Origin of the sequence: Streptomyces sp. NPDC004126, from assembly GCF_050275515.1 — a bacterium.
Classification (GTDB): Bacteria; Actinomycetota; Actinomycetes; order Streptomycetales; family Streptomycetaceae; genus Streptomyces.
In genome coordinates, this window is the sequence record NZ_JBNNPF010000009.1 from 90,486 (window position 1) to 106,747 (window position 16,262).

The following is a 16,262-nucleotide window of genomic DNA, read 5'->3' on the forward strand; positions in this document are numbered from 1 at the left end:
GCCGGCTCATGCCGGCGGCTGGCTCCCGATTCGCATTGACACGCACGTGGCCGAGTCGGCGGCGCGCCGGTGTCCCCACCGGCGGCGCATGGGGAATGGTACGGATGAGCGGATCGGACGAGCGACAGCTCCCGCGAGACGGATTCGCGGAACGGGACCGACGGTTCCGTCGCGAAGCGTTGGAGAAGCGGGCGAGCTCGCAGGAGTACGGGCCGCTGGTCGTCACACGTGCTCGGCTCCGTCCCGCGCAACAGGTCCGGAGCGACGGTGCCGAACGGCGTTCCGCAGCCCGGCCGTCGCGTCACGCGAACCGGCGCGTCCCGGTCCGGATCCAGTCGCAGATGACGGACTGCGGCGTGGCGTGCCTGTCCATGGTGCTCGCCTTCCACGGCGTCGAGATCGGCATCGAGCAGCTGCGGCAGGAGACCCTGACCGGCCGGGACGGAGTCTCGGCCCGGACCCTGCTGGAGGCGGCCCGGCGCCACGGCCTGTCCGGGCGCGGTGTACGTGCCACGATCGACGGCCTCGCCGACCTGCCGCCCGCCAGCATCCTGTTCTGGAACTTCAATCACTTCGTGGTGCTGGAGCGGGTCTCGCACGGCTGGGTCTACATCGTCGACCCCTCGTTCGGACGCCGCCGGGTGGACCTCGACACCGCTGCGAAGGCGTTCACCGGCGTCGTGCTGGAGTTCCAGGCGCCGCTGGTCCAGGACCGGCCGGCGGACACCGCGCCGGACGCCGGAAAGCCGAAGAGCCCGTGGCGGTACCTGCGCCACTTCCTCCCCCGGGCGGCGAACTGGGGCGCGCTGACCGCGACGTCGCTGGCGTTGCTGGCGTTCAACTTCGTCGTCCCGCTCGCGTCCGCGTACCTGGTGAGTCACGTGAAGCCCGGCGGACCGCTGGGCGGACTGCCGTTCGCGGCCGCGGGCGCGGCCGTGCTGGTGGTCGTCTTCCTCGGGCTGCAGGCCGCACGAGGGCTGGCGATCCAGTCGTTGCAGGCGCTGGCCGACAAGCAGGTGACGCTCGGCATCCTCCAGCACCTGCTCTCGCTGCCCTACGACTACTTCGTCACCCGCAACAGCGGGGACCTGGCGCTGCGCGTGCGGACCACCGCCATCACCCGCCAGGTCCTGACGAACACGACGCTGTCGGCCGCCTTCGACGGCGTACTGGTCCTCGGCTACAGCGTGTTGCTGCCGCTGGTCGATCCTGGACTCGCCCTGCTGGTCTTCGTCCTGGCAGTCCTTCAGATCGCCGTGCTGGTGACGTCCTGGCAGCGGCAGCGGTACCTCTCGGTGGACGCTCTGGAGAGCCAGGCCCAGGCCGAGGGCGAGCTGATCGAACTGCTGGACGGGGTCGCCACCCTCAAGGCCGCCGGCCTGGACGAGCTGGCCGGCGAGCGCTGGTCGAACGTGCTGGCCGACGAGATCAACGCCCGCGGCCGGGCCCGCCGGTGGGCGGTGCTGAGCGGGGCGCTGAGCATGGGCATCCAGTTCGTCGCCCCGGTCCTCGTGCTCCTGATCGGTGCGGTCCGGGTCGCGCAGGGCACGGCCTCGCTGGGCACCGTGATCGGATTCGCCTCGCTGTCCATGGGCATGCTGGTGCCGCTGGCGAACATCGTCCAGAACGGTCTCCAGGTGGCCGGCCTGTACGCGCCGCTTGCGCGTCTGAGCGACATCCTGGACGCCGTTCCGGAGCGTTCCCCGCAGGACGTCCTGCTGACCGGGGACGGCAGCGGCACGGTCGAGTTCGAGGGCGTCGGATTCGACTACCCCGGCGGTGCGCGGCCGGTGCTGAAGAACGTCGACCTCGCCATCGCCCCCGGAACCTTCACCGTCGTGCTCGGCCGGACCGGCTCGGGCAAGTCGACGCTGGCCGCCATGGCCGCCGGGCTCTACCTCCCGACCGAGGGCAGCGTCCGGCTGAACGGCGTTCCGATGGAACAGCTCGACCGGCCGACGTTCCGGCGTTCCATCTCCTTCGTCAACCAGGACACGCGGCTGTTCGCCGGTTCCATCCGCGACAACATCGGCATGGGCGAGGCGGGTGTGACGGACGAGCAGATCAAGGAAGCGGCCGTCAGCGCCTGCATCCACGACGAGGTCATGGCGATGCCGATGGCCTACGAGACCATGCTCGGGCCGAACGGCGCGGGCATCTCGGGCGGCCAGCGGCAGCGCGTCGCGCTCGCCCGCGCCCTGGTCCGCGACCCGGACCTGCTGATCCTCGACGAGGCCACGAGCGCCGTGGACCGGGAGACCGAGGAGCAGATCTTCGCGGCCCTCTCCCGTGCCGGCCGGACCCTGGTCGCCGTGGCGCACCGCCTGTCGGCCGCGCGGGACGCGGACCTGATCGTGGTCGTCGAGGACGGCGAAACCACCAGCTACCGGTCGGCCGAGGACCTGTCGGCGGGCCCCGCTGAACATCGGAGGCTGTTCGATGCCTGATCCGGAGAACGGGAGCGCCGGGGCCGGTGCCGCCGGGCCGACGGGGCACGCCGTCCTGCGCGCCCTGGAGGACGCGGCCGGGCTGCGTCCGGAGGGCTGGGCGGTGCGTGATCCGGCCCGCGCCCTGACGTACCCCGAACTGGTGGAGTCGGTGCGCGCCGACGCCGCCGGGCTGCGGGCCGCCGGAGTGCGGCGCGGCGACCTGGCGATGGTCGAGGCGACGCACGACACGGCCTATCTCACCGCCTACTTCGCGGCGCTGTCGGCCGGCGCCAACGTGATGCCGTACGACCCGGCCATGGGCCGGGCGGAGACCGACCGGGAGATGGCCCGCTACGGAGTCGGCGTACGGCTCGTCCCGCACGTCACCGGCACCGAGGTGGTGCGTCGCCGGCCCGACTCCGAGGCCGTGCCCCCGCCGTCGCCGTCGCCGTCGCCCTACGCGGAACTCGCGGCGGGCGGCCTGGTCCTGCTCTCCACGAGCGGTACCGGCGGACTGCCCAAGCGCGCGCTGCACCGTCCCGACCGTCTGGTGGCGAACGCGGCCGCGCACGCGTCGTCGGTCGGTCTCGGCCGTGACGACACCACTCTCCTCATCCTGTCGCCGGCGTTCGGCTACTGCCACACCAGCCAGATCCTCGCCCACCTGCTGGTGGGCGGGCGCCTGGTATTCCCGCCCCGGCCCGCGATGCCGTTCGACCTGGTCTCCGCGATGCGGACCGGGGAGTGCACGAACACGACGATGGTCCCGCAGCTGATGGGCGACGTGCTGCTCCGGGCCCTCGCCGACGTGCCCACGCTCCGCCAGGTGGCGCTGGGCGGTTCGGCCGTCACCCCGGAGTTCCTGCGGCGGGTGACCGCCGGTCTGCCGGACGTGGAGATCCTCCAGACCTGGGGCATGACCGAGTGCGGCCCGCGGCTGACGACGTGGCGGAGCAGCCGCGACCCGCTGGCCCAGGGCTGCGTGGGCCGCCCGATCAACGGGGTGGGCGTCGGGACCCCGTCCGCCGCCGGGCCGGCCGGCTCGGCCGAGGAGCCGGTCGAGCTGTACGCGCACACCCCGTACGCCATGCTCGGCTACCTCTCCGGTTCCGCGGCGGAGGCCGACGTCCTCGTGGCGCCCGGGCTGATCCGGACCGGCGACCTCGGGCGGGTGGACGAGGACGGCCTCGTCTACGTCCAGGGCCGCCTCAAGAACCTCATCGACGTCGCCGGCAAGAAGGTCTCGGCCGAGGAGCTGGAGCAGGTCGTCGGCGCGGTCGACGGCGTCACGGCGGTCCGGGTCCTCGGCCGCGACGACCCTCGGCGCGGGCAGCGGCCGGTGGCCCTGGTGGTGGCCGGGCGCGGGGACGTGGTGGTGACCGCCGAGCAGATCCACGAGGCCGTGCGCACACAGCTGGCCCCCCACAAGTGGCTGCGGGACGTGGTGTTCGTCGACTCGTTGGAGCGGACCGTGAACGGCAAGATCGGAAGGGCTGAGCGTCATGGGGTCTGAACCGTCGGGCTCGGCCGGCCGAGCCGGTCAGGAGGTCGAGAGCCTCGTCAGGCACGCGCTGAAGGAAGTTCCCCACTACCGGGAGGCGTACCCCGGCGGAGCCTCGGCGCTGAGTGATCTCGCGGTGCTCGGCAAGGCGGGCGTCCGGGGACGGGAGTCGGCGTTCCTGACGGACGGGTACGTCCCGTCGGACCTGCTGTTCGTCGAGACGAGCGGAACGACCGGCACCCCGCTGCGCCGCTACTACCGGTCCGTGGAGGGGACCCGGGCGGCCATGCCGCTGTGGAAGGCCCGCCGCTGGTACGGCGTCACCTCACCGCGGCTGCCGGCCTGCCGGTTCAGCAGTGACGAGAACGACGAAGGCCGTGCCAAGGTCCGCGGAAGCGTCCTCAGCCTGAGCGTCCGCGATCTGTCCGACGCGGCGTTCCAGGAGTACCACGACGCGCTCCTCCGGCATCGGCCGGTGTGGTTCCAGGTCGTTCCGAGTGTGGCCGGGCTGTTCGGCCGCTGGCTGACCGAGCGCGGGCTCACCGGCCCGGACAGCCTGCGCCTCATCGAGCTGAACAGCGAGCCGACCCTTCCCGGGGACCGGTCCGCCATCAGGACGGCGTTCCCGAGCGCTCGGCTCGCCGACCACTACGGCTCGAAGGAGACCTGGTGCGTCGCCTACGAGTGTCCGCTGGGTGTCCGCCACGTCCTGACGGAGAACCTGACGGTCGAAGTGCTGACCGAAGACGGTCCGGCGTCCCACGGCACCGGTGCCCTGATCGTCACCAACCACCGGTTCCGGACCATGCCGCTGCTCCGCTACGACCTGGGCGACCGGGTGACGGTGCGCGCCGAGGAGTGCGGTTGCGGCCGGTCCGGCCCGGCGATCGAGGTCGTCGAGGGGCGGATAGCCGAGTACGCGGTCGGGGACGGTGGCGAGCCGGTCTACCAGACCTTCTTCGACATCGGCGTGCGCCGGGCCCTCAAGGCGTGGCCGGGCTCCATCGCCCGCTACCAGTTCCGGCAGACCGGGGCGGAGCTGACCACGGTGATCGAGCCGGGGCGGGCCTGGACCCCCGAGGCCGGCCGGGTCCTGGCGGAGTACCTGAAGCCGACCTTCTTCGCCAGCGAGGTCTCGGTCCTGCTCGGGGACGTCCTGCACGAGCCGGGGCGCAAGTTCCGAAGCGTCCTCAGTCAGGGACCGGACAGGCCCGGGGACGGGCGCCGGACCGCGGCGCACGATGCGGCCGACGGCTTCCGGACCGGGGCCGGGCCGGCCCCGTCCGTCGGCGGAACCGGCGTTCAGCATGCCGAACGCTAGCCTGCCGGCGCCGCCGGGGCTGTCCGTACCGCAGGTGCTGGAGACCTTCGAGCACGGCCTCATCGGGACGGCGCTACGACGTCCGCTGCTGGTCGGATCCGGGCTCGCCGCGCTGTCCACGCCGGGAACGGCTCTGGTGAGTTCCGCGATACAGCGGGACCCGCAGCTGTCCGAGCAGTACACCTGGGCCCCGCGCCTGGTCGCCGTCGTCAGTGACGGCTCGGCCGTGCTGGGGCTCGGGGACGTCGGGCCGCGCGCATGTCTGCCGGTCCTGGAGACGAAGTGCGCCTTCTTCAAGGAGCTCGCCGGCCTGGACGCGATTCCCCTGGTGTTCTCCGACCGACGCATCGACGCGATCGTGGCGGCACTGGCCGCGCTGCGGCCGTCCTTCGGGGCCGTGAGCATCGAGGACGTGGCCGCGCCGGGCTGTTTCGAGCTGGAGCGGCGGCTGCGCGACGCGCTCGACTGCCCGGTCATGCACAACGACCAGCACGGCACGGCAGTCGCCGTGGTGGCCGCCCTGCGCAACGCGGCGCTGCTCACCGGCCGCGATTTCGCCGCCATGCGCGTGGTGATCCTCGGCGCCGGCGCGGCCGGTATCGCGACGGCGCGGCTGCTGGCGACGGCGGGCCTGCCCGATCTGACGCTGGTGGACACGCGCGGAATCGTCGGCGCCCGGCGCCGGGACCTCGACGACGCCAAACGCGAGGCCACCGCGTACACGAACCCGCGTGCCCTGACCGGCGGCCTCGAAGAGGCGCTGGCGGGCGCGGACGCCCTCGTCGGACTGTCGCGGGCCACGGTGGCCGGGAGCCTGCTGGCCAGCATGCGTCCCGAGCCGATCGTCCTGTCGCTGGCCAACCCGGTTCCCGAGGTCCTGCCGGAGGCGGCGTGCTCGGTGGGGGCCCTCTACGCCACCGGCCGGGCCACCGCCCCGAACTGCGTCACCAACCTGCTGGCGGTCCCCGGCATCTTCCACGGGGCCCTGTCCGCCGGAGCGGAGCAGATCACCCCCGCGATGCTGCTCGCCGCGGTCGACGGACTGGTCTCGGCCTCGCTCCCGACGCTCGACGCCGGCCACCTGATGCCCGACGTCCTGGACCCGGCGGTCCTCGCGCACGTCAGCGCGGCCGTCGGAGCGGCGGCCCCCGTCTCATGAACCGCAGGAAAGGACACAGCCCATGACCACACACACCGCGATCGACGAGTTGATCGGCCGGTTCGCCCAGGGTCCGGCACGGGGTACCGCGCCGGCGGAGTTCGCCGACGGCGAGGCGCTGGTCGCCGACCTCGGGTTCGACTCCCTGGACCTGGTCGAGTTCCTCGCACAGATCGAGGCGACCTGGGGATTCACCATCTCGGACGAGGACTTCACGCTCGAGACCTTCGCGACCGTCGGCGCGGTGCGCGCCTACATCAACGCTCGGATCTGACCGGCCGCGTCGGCAAGCGGCAGCACGGCCCCACTGAAAGGTTCACCATCATGCGAAAGAAGATAGGCATCACCGGCGGGGCCGGATTCCTCGGTGTCAATCTGACCGACCTCGCGGTCGAGCGCGGCTACGACGTCGTGACCGTGGACGTCGGGGACCGCCTGGGCCGGCTCGCGCACCGGGCCGCCGACCCGCGGATCACCCGCCTGGATCTGGACCTGGCCCGGCCGGACGCGGTGCTGCCGGAGGATCTGGACTTCATCGTCCACCTGGCGGCGCTGCCGCACGTCGACTACTCCCTGCACCACCCGGAGCAGGTCGTGGCCAACAACATGGCGGCCCACACCCCCGTGATGGCCGCGGCCCGCCGGCACGGCATCCCCGTCCTGTTCACCTCCTCCATCGAGGTGTACGGCGGGAACGACGGCGAGCTGCTCGTCGAGGACGACGAGGCCGACCCGCGGTCGCCGTACGCCGCCTCGAAGGTGGGCTGCGAGCACATCGCCGCTTCCTACCGGATCAACTACGGCTGCCCGATCACCACGGTGCGGCTGACGAACCTGTACGGACCCTGGCAGGCCCCCGACCGGATCGTCCCCCGGCTGCTGACTCAGGGCATCCTCGGCGGCTGCGAGCGTGAGGTCACGACGGGCCGGCGGCGTGACTTCCTGTACGTGGCGGACGCCGCCGCCGCGATCCTCGCCCTCGTCGAATCGGGCGAGTGGGGCGGGACGTACAACATCTCCGCGGGCGAGGGGGTCGACCTCGTGGAGGTCGCGGAGACCATCGACGCCGGTGTCGGCGGGCGGACCCGGCGGATCGACTGCCCCGTCTCGGACGGCCGCGGCAGCTCGCTGGTGGCCGCCTCGGAGCGGCTGCGCGGGGCCGTCGGCTGGAAGCCGGAGACAGCGCTGGCCGACGGCCTCGCGGCCACCCTGCGCTGGTACCGCGGGAACGAGGCGTGGTGGTCCCGGTTCGAGCCCCAGATCCACGCCGACCGCACCGGCCCGCAGTTCATCCTCGACCACGCCCACCCGATCACCCGATGACCCCTTCAAGGACTGCGCCCATGGACGACCACCTGACCACCTTGGACCGCATCATCGCCGAGACGGTCCGTCCCCAGGCGGCGGACGTCGACCGCGCGGGCCGGTTCCCGGCCGCGGGTCTGGCGGCGCTGGGGCGGGCGGGCTTCTTCGGCGCCACCGTGCCCGCCGAGATGGGCGGTTGGGGGCTCGGCGCCGCCGAGATCAGCGAGATCGTCAGGCGGCTCGGCACCGAGTGCGCGTCCACCGCCATGGTCTACGTCATGCACCTGACCGCACTCAACTCCATCGTGCTGTTCGGATCGCAGAAGCAGAGGGAGCTGTACCTGGGGCCGGTGCTCGACGGCACCGCCCTGGTCACCGAGGCGATCAGCGAGGCCGGCTCGGGCTCGCAGTGGTGGTCGGTGGCCAGCCGGTCCGAGCGGAACGAGAGCGGCGGGTTCCGGATCGACGCGGAGAAGAGCTTCGCCACCTCGGCGGGCCACGCCGACCTGTACATCGTCTCGACGCGCAGCCCGGGGTCGGACGACGACCGGGACCACGCCCTCTTCGCGGTGCCCGCGGACACCCCCGGCATCACCTTCGGGGAGTGGAACGGGCTCGGCCTGGCCGGCAACAGCAGCACGTGGATCACCTTCCACTGCGATCTCCCCGAAGAGGCGCTGCTGTTCGCCGGCGGCGACACATCGGGGCTGACGAAGTACAACGAGGCGAACCAGCCCATCTACCACCTCGGTGTGGCGTCCGTGTACCTCGGCATCGCCCAGGCGGCCTACCGCGCCTGCGTCGAGCGTGTCCGGGGCCGCCGCTACGCCGGCGACGCCACGACGTTCGGCCGGAACCTGAGCCAGTACCCGGTCGCGCGCCGGCACGTCGGCACCATGGCGATCAAGATCGCCGCCGGGGAGAGCCTGGTGGCCCGGCTGGCCGCGGAGATCGACGCCGATCGCGGATTCGAGCAGCTCTCGGTGCTGATGACGGCCGCCAAGGTGGCGCTCGCCGAGACCTGCTCCGAGGTCGCCCGCGAAGCGCTGCTCACCAGCGGCGGGAGCGCTTACGCCAAGGGGTTCCTCCCCATCGAGCGGCACCTGCGCGACTCCCTGGCGGCTTCGCTCATGGGACCCAACGACGACTTCTGCAAAGAGCTGATAGGCCGTCTGGAACTCGAAGGCACCTCCTACCATGACCTCTGAGACGGCCGACGCGAACCAGAGGACCGTCGCGCGGGAACGCCGCCACCTGCTGCACGGGCTGGGTGTGGTGACGGCCCGGCCGCCGGCGATCGAGTACGGGACCGGCTCGCGGGTGGTCGATGCCGCGGGGCGCGAGTACCTGGACCTGTTCGCCGGGGCGGGCCGCTGCGTTCTGGGGCACGGCGACCAGGGGTTCGCGGCGGCCCTGGCCGACCAGGCCGGCCGGCTGGCCGTCACCCGGCACCCCAGCTCGCGGCGGGCGGCGTTCGGGGAAGCGCTGGCCGGGGTCGCGCCCGAGGGGCTGACCCACCTGTCGCTGTTCTCGACGGGCGGGGAAGCGGTCGACGCGGCCGTCCGCATCGCGCGGGAGGCGACCGGGCGGCGGGGCGTCGTCGTCTTCGACGGGTCCTTCCACGGCCGTAGCTCGGGCGTCGCCGGGCTGACCGACGGGCGCTGGCTCGGTGGCGGGGCCGGGGATCCGGAGGTCCTGCGGTGCCCGTTCCCCAGCCTCCTGGACGACGCCCCCGGCGACCGGCTCGCCGAAGCACTGGACGCGGTCACCGGAGCTCTTCGGCAGCCGGGGGCGGACGTGGCCGCCGTCCTGGTGGAACCGGTCCAGGGCACGAACGGCAACCGGCCCGCGGCACCCGGGTTCCTCGCCGGGCTGGCGGCCGTCGCCAAGGCGCACGGGGCACTGGTGATCGCGGACGAGGTGCTGACCGGCTTCGGCCGCACCGGTCGGCTGTTCGTCTCCGAGGCCGCCGACCACGGCGTGGACCTGATGGTGACCGGCAAGGGGATGGCCAACGGGTTCCCGGTGGCAGGCGTCCTCGCCCGTCCGGAGCTGGTCGAGCGGGCCGCCCGCCGGTACCCCGGTTTCCTGTCGAGCACGTACGGGGCCAACCCGCTGGCCGTGGCCGCCAGTTCCTACGTCCTCGACACGCTTCTGCGACGGGGCCTCGTGGAGCGGGCCGGACGGTTCGGCGCGGCCTGGGCCGAGCGGCTGCGCTCCGGGCTGGCCGACGGGCCACTGGACGTGACGGTGCACGGTGGCGCCCTGATGCTCGGGATCGAGGTCGGGGCCGACCTCTCGGCGCCGCAGTGGGCGGCGCTCGACCAGCGCCTCGCCGAGCACGGTCTGCTGGTCGGCCGCAGCGGCCGGGTCCTGCGGGTCAACCCCGCGCTGACCATCGACGAGTCCGAGGCCGAGGAGGCCGCCGACCGGCTGGCCGCCGCTCTGGCCGTGGACGGCTCAGAACTGGAGGACCGACGACATGACCGATGACACGACGGACAGCACGACCGGCTTCAGCCTCCAGATCCTCGGCGCGAGCTGTGCCGTCCCCAACCCGGACCAGGCCACCTCCGCCTATCTGCTGCGGGCCCCGGGCACCGCGGTGCTCCTGGAGTGCGGGCACGGGGCCGTCGGCAAGCTGCTGAAGTACGCCGGCCCCGAGGAACTCACCGCGGTCGTGGTCTCGCACATGCATCCGGACCACTTCTTCGACCTGGTCGCCCTGCGGAACTACGTGTTCTGCCACGGCTTGCCGAAACTCCCCCTCTTCCTCCCGGCGGGAGGCCCGGAGATCCTGCGGGGCGTCGCCCGGGGCATGCAGCTGGCCGAGGACTACTTCGACGCGGCGTTCACCGCGCACCCGTACGGCGAGGGGCTGCCCTTCACCAGCGGCGCGCTGGCGTTCGAGCCCGTCACGGCGGTGCACAACACCGTGGCGAACGCCCTGCGCATCACCGACTCCGCCGGCCGGACCCTGGTCTTCTCCAGCGACACCGCCCATTTCGAGGGGCTGGTCCGGCTCGCCGAGCACTGCGACCTGCTGCTCGTCGAGGCGACGTCGGCCACCGCCCCGGTCTCCGGCGAGCACTGGCACATGACCCCGTCGGAGGCGGCGGACATCGCACGGCGGGCCGAGCCCCGTCGCACGCTGCTGACCCACTACGACGCACGACACGCGGCCGCGAGCCTGACCGCCGCCGCAGCGGCCGCCCCGGCGGCCGACATCGATCTCGCGAGAGAGGGGGACATCCATGTCATCGGAGCGTGAGCCGCTGATCGCGGGGTTCGACGTCGGCGGTACCAGCGTCCGCGCGGCGCTGGTGGCCGTGGACGGCCGACTGGTGGGATCGACGATCGACGAACCGCGTCGGCCCGACGCCCTGGGGCAGGTCCGGGACCTGCGCGAACGGCTGGTGGCCGAAGCGGCGGCCGCCGGCCGGAGCGTCGCGCGCACCGGACTGTGCGTCGCCGGATCGGTCGAGGCCGGTACCGGACGGATCGCGTCGGCGCCCACGGCGCCCGCCCTGGTCGGGCTCCGACCCGGCGCGCCGGGCTCCGGCCTCGACATCGACGCCCTGGCGAACGACGCCAACGCCGCGCTCCTCGGGGAATGGCGGTTCGGGGCGGCCCGGGGCGTCGGCGACGCGGTGGGGATCTTCGTCGGCACCGGGGTCGGCGGGGCGGCGATCACCGGCGGCCGCCGACTGCTCGGCGCCTCCGGGGTCGCGCTTGAAGCCGGGCACATCGTCGTCGACCCCGACGGGCCGTCGTGCGGCTGCGGCGGCGCGGGCTGCCTGGAACAGGTCGCCTCGGGGACCGCGCTGGCACGGCGGTTCGCCGCGGCCACCGGTGGACCGGCCGACGCCCGCGCCGCGGCCCGGGCGGCGCGCGCCGGGGATCCCGCCGCCGTCCGGCTCTTCACCGACCTGGGCCGCCGGCTCGGGGTGGCGGTGGCGACCATGGCGAACCTGTTCAACCCGGAGGTCGTGGTCGTCGGCGGAGGCGTGGCCGACGTGTCGGACCTCTTCCTCGAAGACCTCCGCGCCGCGGCGCACCGGCACATGACCACCGTGACCGGGCGCGACGCCCGGATCGTGGTCGGCCGCCTCGGCCGGTTCGCCGGTGTGGCGGGCGCCGCGGCCCTCGCATCGACGGGAGTGTGGGATGACTAGTCCGAGCAGGGCCGACATCGCGCGGGCCGCGGCTGCGGCCGGCGCGGCGGCGGCCGCCGAATTCCTGCGCCGGCCCTCCGTCGCACGGTGGGACAAGGCGGACGGATCCATCGTCACCGAGGCGGATCTGGCCGCCGAGCAGGCGGTCCTGGCGGTGCTGCACCGCCTGGCCCCGGGGGAGGCGGTGCTGGCCGAGGAGTCCGGCGGCGCGACCGAACTGTCCGAGGTCTGGATCGTGGACCCCATCGACGGCACCGAGAACTTCAGCCGACGGCATCCGGTGTGGGGGACGCTGGTCGCCTGGCACGACCGTGACGCGGTCACCGCCGCCGCGATCGACGCGCCGGGGCTGGAGCGGCGCTGGTGGGCCGCGGCCGGACAGGGCGCGCACGGCGTCTCGGGCCGGCTGCGGACCTCCGCCGTCCGGGAGCGGCGATCGGCCGGCTTCGCCTTCGGCGGAGCGCACGAATACCCGGTACCCGCCTGGGAAGCCCTCTCCGACGTCATGCGCGGGTTCCGAACCGCTTGGGGATGGGGCAACTTCTGGGGGCACGTGATGGTCGCCGAAGGAAGCGTCGACGCGGCGCTGTCCTACGGCACCTCGCCCTGGGACGTCGCGGCCCCGGCCCTGATCGTCGCCGAGGCGGGCGGTGCCTGGACCGACATGTCGGGCACCCGGGACCTCCGCAGCGGAAGCCTGCTGACCACCAACGGCGCGCTGCACGACGAGCTGATCGCCGATCTCCGACGCTGCCCGACCCCGCCGAACACCCGGATGAGTGACTGATGCCCGAGCCGACGGACCCGACAGCCGGCACCCACCGGACACCCGGCCTGGCCGCGAAGTTCCAGAGCATGTGGGGCGACGCCGAGTCCGCTCTCGCCGAGGGCGCGTACAACGCCGACCCCGTCCCCCGCCACGGCGACCCCCGCTGGGGGCTGAGTCTGGTCGTGCCGGTCGACGGCGCGGTCCGGGACGCGATCGCCCAGGACCTGGGCCCGATCGCCGCGGCCCTGTCGCCGCACCACTTCACCTACCTGCCCGAGCACCTGCACAGCACCGTGCGCAGTCTGGAGGGCTACCAGGACCAAGTGCCGCAGGACCAGGTGGACCACTACGCGGACCTCGTCGAAACCGCGCTGGAGGACTGCCCGCCGATCGAGATCGAGCTGTCCGGCCTGGGCGGATCGAAGGGCGGACTGTTCGTGTGCGGGATCCCCAGTGACGGTCTGGTCCGGCTGCGGACCAGACTGCACGAGGCCGGTGCGGCCGAGGGCCCGCGGGCGTTCGCCAGCAACGACTACACGACCATGCGGGACATCGCCCACGTCTCGGTCGCCGTGTTCCGGGCGCCGGTCGTCCCCGAGCGTTCGATCGCCGGAGTCGTCTCCGCACGCCGCGCGAAGCGCTACGGGACGATACGGCCCGCGACGCTGGACCTCGTCCGGTACGACCTGGCGGGCGGGGAGATCACGATGAGCCGTCTCGCCGGCATCAGCTGCGCGCGGTGAGCCCCTACGACACGGCGGCGGCCGAGGGCGGTACGGAGCGCGCAGCGGTGCGCGCACTGGTGCTCGCGGCCGGATACGGCTCCCGGCTGGCACCCGTCACGGACACCTGCCCGAAACCGCTGCTGCCCGTCCTCGGCGTCCCGCTGATCTGCTGGGCGGTCGACCGGCTCCGGGCAGCCGGCGTCAGGGCCGTCACGGTGAACGTCCGGTCGGTCCACGAACCCGCCTTCCGGCAGGCGCTCGCCGGTTTCGCCGATCTGGGCGTCGAGATCTCCTACCAGCGGGAGGAGGTCCCGCTCGGCACCGGCGGGACGCTCGCCGCCCTCGCCGGGTCCGGGTCCGGGTCCGGGTCCGGGTCCGGGTCCGGGTCCGGGTCCGGCGAGACCCTGCTCGTGCTGCCCGCCGACACCGTCTCCACCCTCGACCTGACGGCCCTGCTGGCGGACCACCGGTCCGGCGGCGGCGACGTCACCCTCGGCTGCCTGCGCCACCCGTGGCCGGCCGCGGAGTTCACCGGCGACATCGCCGTTCTGGCCGGGGACCGCCGCCGGGTCCTGCGCTACCAGCACAAGCCCGGAGCCGCCGCGGAAGGCCGGATCGCCGCGACGGGGATCGCCGTGTTCGGTCCGTCGGCGGCCGGACTCGTCAAGGACTCCGTCCGGTCGGAGACGCTCGACGGCCGAGCGGGCCGGCCGGACCCCGTGGACCTGGGCCGAGACGTGCTCGCCAGGATCGTCGCCCGCCCGGACGCCCGGGTCCTGGCCCACGTCACGACGCACCGGTTCGTCGACTTCGGCACGCCGCGGCAGTTCCTGGACGGCTCGTTCATGGCGTTGACCGGGCGGTTGGGGCGTCCGCCCTTCACCGCTGCGGACGGTCCGCTCGCGGCCGTCGATCCGAGCGCGTCGGTCCATCCGGAAGCCGTGATCTCCGGACCGGTCCGGATCGGACGCGGTGTCCGGCTCGGCCGGGGCAGCCGGGTCGTCGGGCCCGCGGTCATCGAGGAAGGCGCCAGTGTCGGGCCGGACGCGGAGGTCCGGGAGTGCGTCCTGCTTCCCGGGGCGCGGCTGGCCGCCGGACAGCGGGCCTTCCGGATGCTGCTCTCCGACGCTGCCGCGACCCCCGTGGACGCGACGAGCTTCCACACCGACGCCCCGGCGCCCTGACAGAACGTCCGCAGAAGAGAAATGCGCCTGATGAACACGATCACCGTAGCGGCCCCGAGCCGTGGAACCAGCGGAGCGCTGCGCGCCCTGCCCGACCCGGAGACCTCACCGGCACCGGCTTCCGGTCCGCTGGTCGTGGCGGTCACCGGCAGCCCGTCGGAACACTCGATGAGCACGGCGGCGGCGCTCGGCGTCCTCGACGGCCTGGATGCCGCCGGCTTCCAGGTCCGGCACCTGCCGGTGCGCGAGCTCCCCGCCGACGGCCTCGTACGCTGCCGTCGGGACGAGCCCCGCATCCGTGCCGCCCTCGATCTGGTCGACCGGGCGGACGGACTGGTGGTCGCCACGCCGATCTACCAGACGTCCTACGCCGGCCTGTTGAAGGTCTTCCTCGACCTGCTCGGTCGCGACGCGCTCGCCGGGAAGACGGTCTTGCCGACGGCGACGGCGGGGACGCTCGCCCACCTCCTCGGCATCGAGTACGGGCTGGCTCCCGTCCTCCGGACCCTGGGGGCCACCTGCACCAAGGGCCTGTTCCTGCTCGAAGACGCCTTCGAACGCCCCGACCCCGACTGCCCCGGCCGGCGCCTGGGGCCGGACGCCGCGGACAAGACCCGGAAGGCCGCGACCGACTTCGCGGCGACGATGACGAGCGGAGCACGGAACCGATGAGCGAGGGACTTCGGGTCTACGCCTCGATGCAGGGGCTGTTCCCCGACGAGGACTACATCGCCAACGCGGTGGGACTGGCCGCGACGTGTGAGCGCCTGGGGTTCACCGGTGCGCTTGTCCACTTCAACCACCGCGTCCCCGACCCCTGGCTGCTGTCGTCGCTGCTGATCCAGCGATCGACGACGTTCGTCCCCATGGTCGCGGTCCAGCCGTACTACACCTCGCCTTTCGCCCTGGCCAAGATGCTCGCCACCACGGCCTACCTCCACGGCCGCCGGGTGGACCTGAACATGGTGGCCGGCTCGACGCCGAAGGAACTGCGCCAGGTCGGCGACCGCCTCGACCACGGGGCGCGGTTCGACCGCATGGACGAGTACCTCGGCGTCCTGACGGCACTCCTGACCGGCGGTTCGCCGGCCGCGCGGACCGTTCCGCTGTACGACTACGAGAAGCCGGAGTACTTCGCGACCGGGATGGATCCGGAGCTGCTTCCCAGGATCTTCATCGGCGGATCCTCGGACGAGGCCGTGGACCTGAGCGTGCGGCACGGTGCGGTGGCCGTGACCAATCCGGCTCCGGCCGACCTGTTCGCCGACGGCTTCGCCGCTTCGGTGGGGCGCCGGACGGACTCGGGTGTTCGTTTCGGCCTGATCGTGCGCGAGACGAGCGAGGAGGCGTGGGCCGCTGCCCGGCGGTACTTCCCACCGAACCGGGCGGCGCAGATCAACGTGAAACTCCACGGGCGCGCCTCGGACTCGGTGTGGCGCAAGGACCTGGCGGACCTGTCCGCGGAGGAGACGCACCAGGGCGTCTTCTGGCTGGGGGCGATCCTCTCCGGGGCTTCGCATTCGCCGTTCCTGGTGGGTTCGGCCGAGGAGGTGGGGCGCTACTTCTCCCGGTACCTGGAGTGCGGGGTTTCGGAGATCATCCTGGCCAGCCCCTGGGAGGAGTACGAGTCCAACGCGGAGTTCCTTGCGCGGTGGACCGTGCCCGGCCGGAGCCCGTCCTAGGGCCTGTCCGGG

The 16,262-nt window shown here is 73.1% G+C and carries 15 protein-coding genes; all 15 read left to right on the forward strand.

Annotation, left to right across the window (positions count from 1 at the left end; translation table 11 throughout):
* Window positions 1-179 precede the first annotated feature (179 nt).
* Genes ACQKM2_RS11295 through ACQKM2_RS11365 form a run of 15 tightly spaced genes read left to right on the forward strand, consistent with a single transcriptional unit; the run spans window position 180 to window position 16,250 of the window.
* Window positions 180-2,447: a peptidase domain-containing ABC transporter gene (locus ACQKM2_RS11295; protein WP_427708658.1), complete on the forward strand. Its 2,268-nt coding sequence runs from the start codon at window positions 180-182 to the stop codon at window positions 2,445-2,447.
* Window positions 2,440-3,942 carry a class I adenylate-forming enzyme family protein gene (locus ACQKM2_RS11300; protein ID WP_427708501.1) on the forward strand — a complete coding sequence of 501 codons (1,503 nt, stop codon included), beginning with the start codon at window positions 2,440-2,442 and terminating at the stop codon, window positions 3,940-3,942. The genes ACQKM2_RS11295 and ACQKM2_RS11300 overlap by 8 nt, the downstream gene beginning before the upstream one ends.
* Window positions 3,932-5,251 (forward strand): hypothetical protein, encoded by a 1,320-nt coding sequence (locus tag ACQKM2_RS11305; protein WP_427708502.1) that lies wholly within the window; start codon window positions 3,932-3,934, stop codon window positions 5,249-5,251. Before ACQKM2_RS11300 ends, ACQKM2_RS11305 begins: the two co-directional genes overlap by 11 nt.
* A complete protein-coding gene (locus tag ACQKM2_RS11310; RefSeq protein ID WP_427708503.1) occupies window positions 5,238-6,410 on the forward strand; it encodes an NAD(P)-dependent malic enzyme in 1,173 nt (390 codons plus the stop codon). The genes ACQKM2_RS11305 and ACQKM2_RS11310 overlap by 14 nt, the downstream gene beginning before the upstream one ends.
* A gap of 22 nt (window positions 6,411-6,432) precedes the next feature.
* The gene (locus ACQKM2_RS11315; RefSeq protein WP_427708504.1) at window positions 6,433-6,684 is read left to right on the forward strand and encodes an acyl carrier protein; all 252 of its coding nucleotides are present in this window, start codon (window positions 6,433-6,435) and stop codon (window positions 6,682-6,684) included.
* 50 nt (window positions 6,685-6,734) lie between these two features.
* On the forward strand, window positions 6,735-7,733 hold the full coding sequence (locus ACQKM2_RS11320; protein WP_427708505.1) for an NAD-dependent epimerase/dehydratase family protein: 999 nt from the start codon (window positions 6,735-6,737) through the stop codon (window positions 7,731-7,733).
* A gap of 20 nt (window positions 7,734-7,753) precedes the next feature.
* A complete protein-coding gene (locus ACQKM2_RS11325) occupies window positions 7,754-8,923 on the forward strand; it encodes an acyl-CoA dehydrogenase family protein (protein WP_427708506.1) in 1,170 nt (389 codons plus the stop codon).
* A complete protein-coding gene (locus ACQKM2_RS11330) occupies window positions 8,913-10,208 on the forward strand; it encodes an aspartate aminotransferase family protein (RefSeq protein ID WP_427708507.1) in 1,296 nt (431 codons plus the stop codon). The genes ACQKM2_RS11325 and ACQKM2_RS11330 overlap by 11 nt, the downstream gene beginning before the upstream one ends.
* Entirely contained in the window at window positions 10,198-10,986 is a 789-nt protein-coding gene (locus ACQKM2_RS11335) for an MBL fold metallo-hydrolase (RefSeq protein ID WP_427708508.1), read from the forward strand. The genes ACQKM2_RS11330 and ACQKM2_RS11335 overlap by 11 nt, the downstream gene beginning before the upstream one ends.
* Window positions 10,970-11,890, forward strand: coding sequence for an ROK family protein (locus ACQKM2_RS11340; RefSeq protein ID WP_427708509.1), 921 nt, complete (start codon window positions 10,970-10,972; stop codon window positions 11,888-11,890). Before ACQKM2_RS11335 ends, ACQKM2_RS11340 begins: the two co-directional genes overlap by 17 nt.
* Window positions 11,883-12,677, forward strand: coding sequence for an inositol monophosphatase family protein (locus ACQKM2_RS11345; protein ID WP_427708510.1), 795 nt, complete (start codon window positions 11,883-11,885; stop codon window positions 12,675-12,677). Before ACQKM2_RS11340 ends, ACQKM2_RS11345 begins: the two co-directional genes overlap by 8 nt.
* Complete coding sequence (locus ACQKM2_RS11350; protein ID WP_427708511.1) at window positions 12,677-13,402, forward strand: 2'-5' RNA ligase family protein; 726 nt, start codon at window positions 12,677-12,679, stop codon at window positions 13,400-13,402. The genes ACQKM2_RS11345 and ACQKM2_RS11350 overlap by 1 nt, the downstream gene beginning before the upstream one ends.
* Window positions 13,399-14,568 carry a sugar phosphate nucleotidyltransferase gene (locus tag ACQKM2_RS11355; RefSeq protein ID WP_427708512.1) on the forward strand — a complete coding sequence of 390 codons (1,170 nt, stop codon included), beginning with the start codon at window positions 13,399-13,401 and terminating at the stop codon, window positions 14,566-14,568. Before ACQKM2_RS11350 ends, ACQKM2_RS11355 begins: the two co-directional genes overlap by 4 nt.
* A 30-nt stretch (window positions 14,569-14,598) precedes the next feature.
* Window positions 14,599-15,240 (forward strand): NAD(P)H-dependent oxidoreductase, encoded by a 642-nt coding sequence (locus ACQKM2_RS11360; protein ID WP_427708513.1) that lies wholly within the window; start codon window positions 14,599-14,601, stop codon window positions 15,238-15,240.
* Complete coding sequence (locus ACQKM2_RS11365) at window positions 15,237-16,250, forward strand: LLM class flavin-dependent oxidoreductase (protein WP_427708514.1); 1,014 nt, start codon at window positions 15,237-15,239, stop codon at window positions 16,248-16,250. The genes ACQKM2_RS11360 and ACQKM2_RS11365 overlap by 4 nt, the downstream gene beginning before the upstream one ends.
* Window positions 16,251-16,262: the final 12 nt, after the last annotated feature.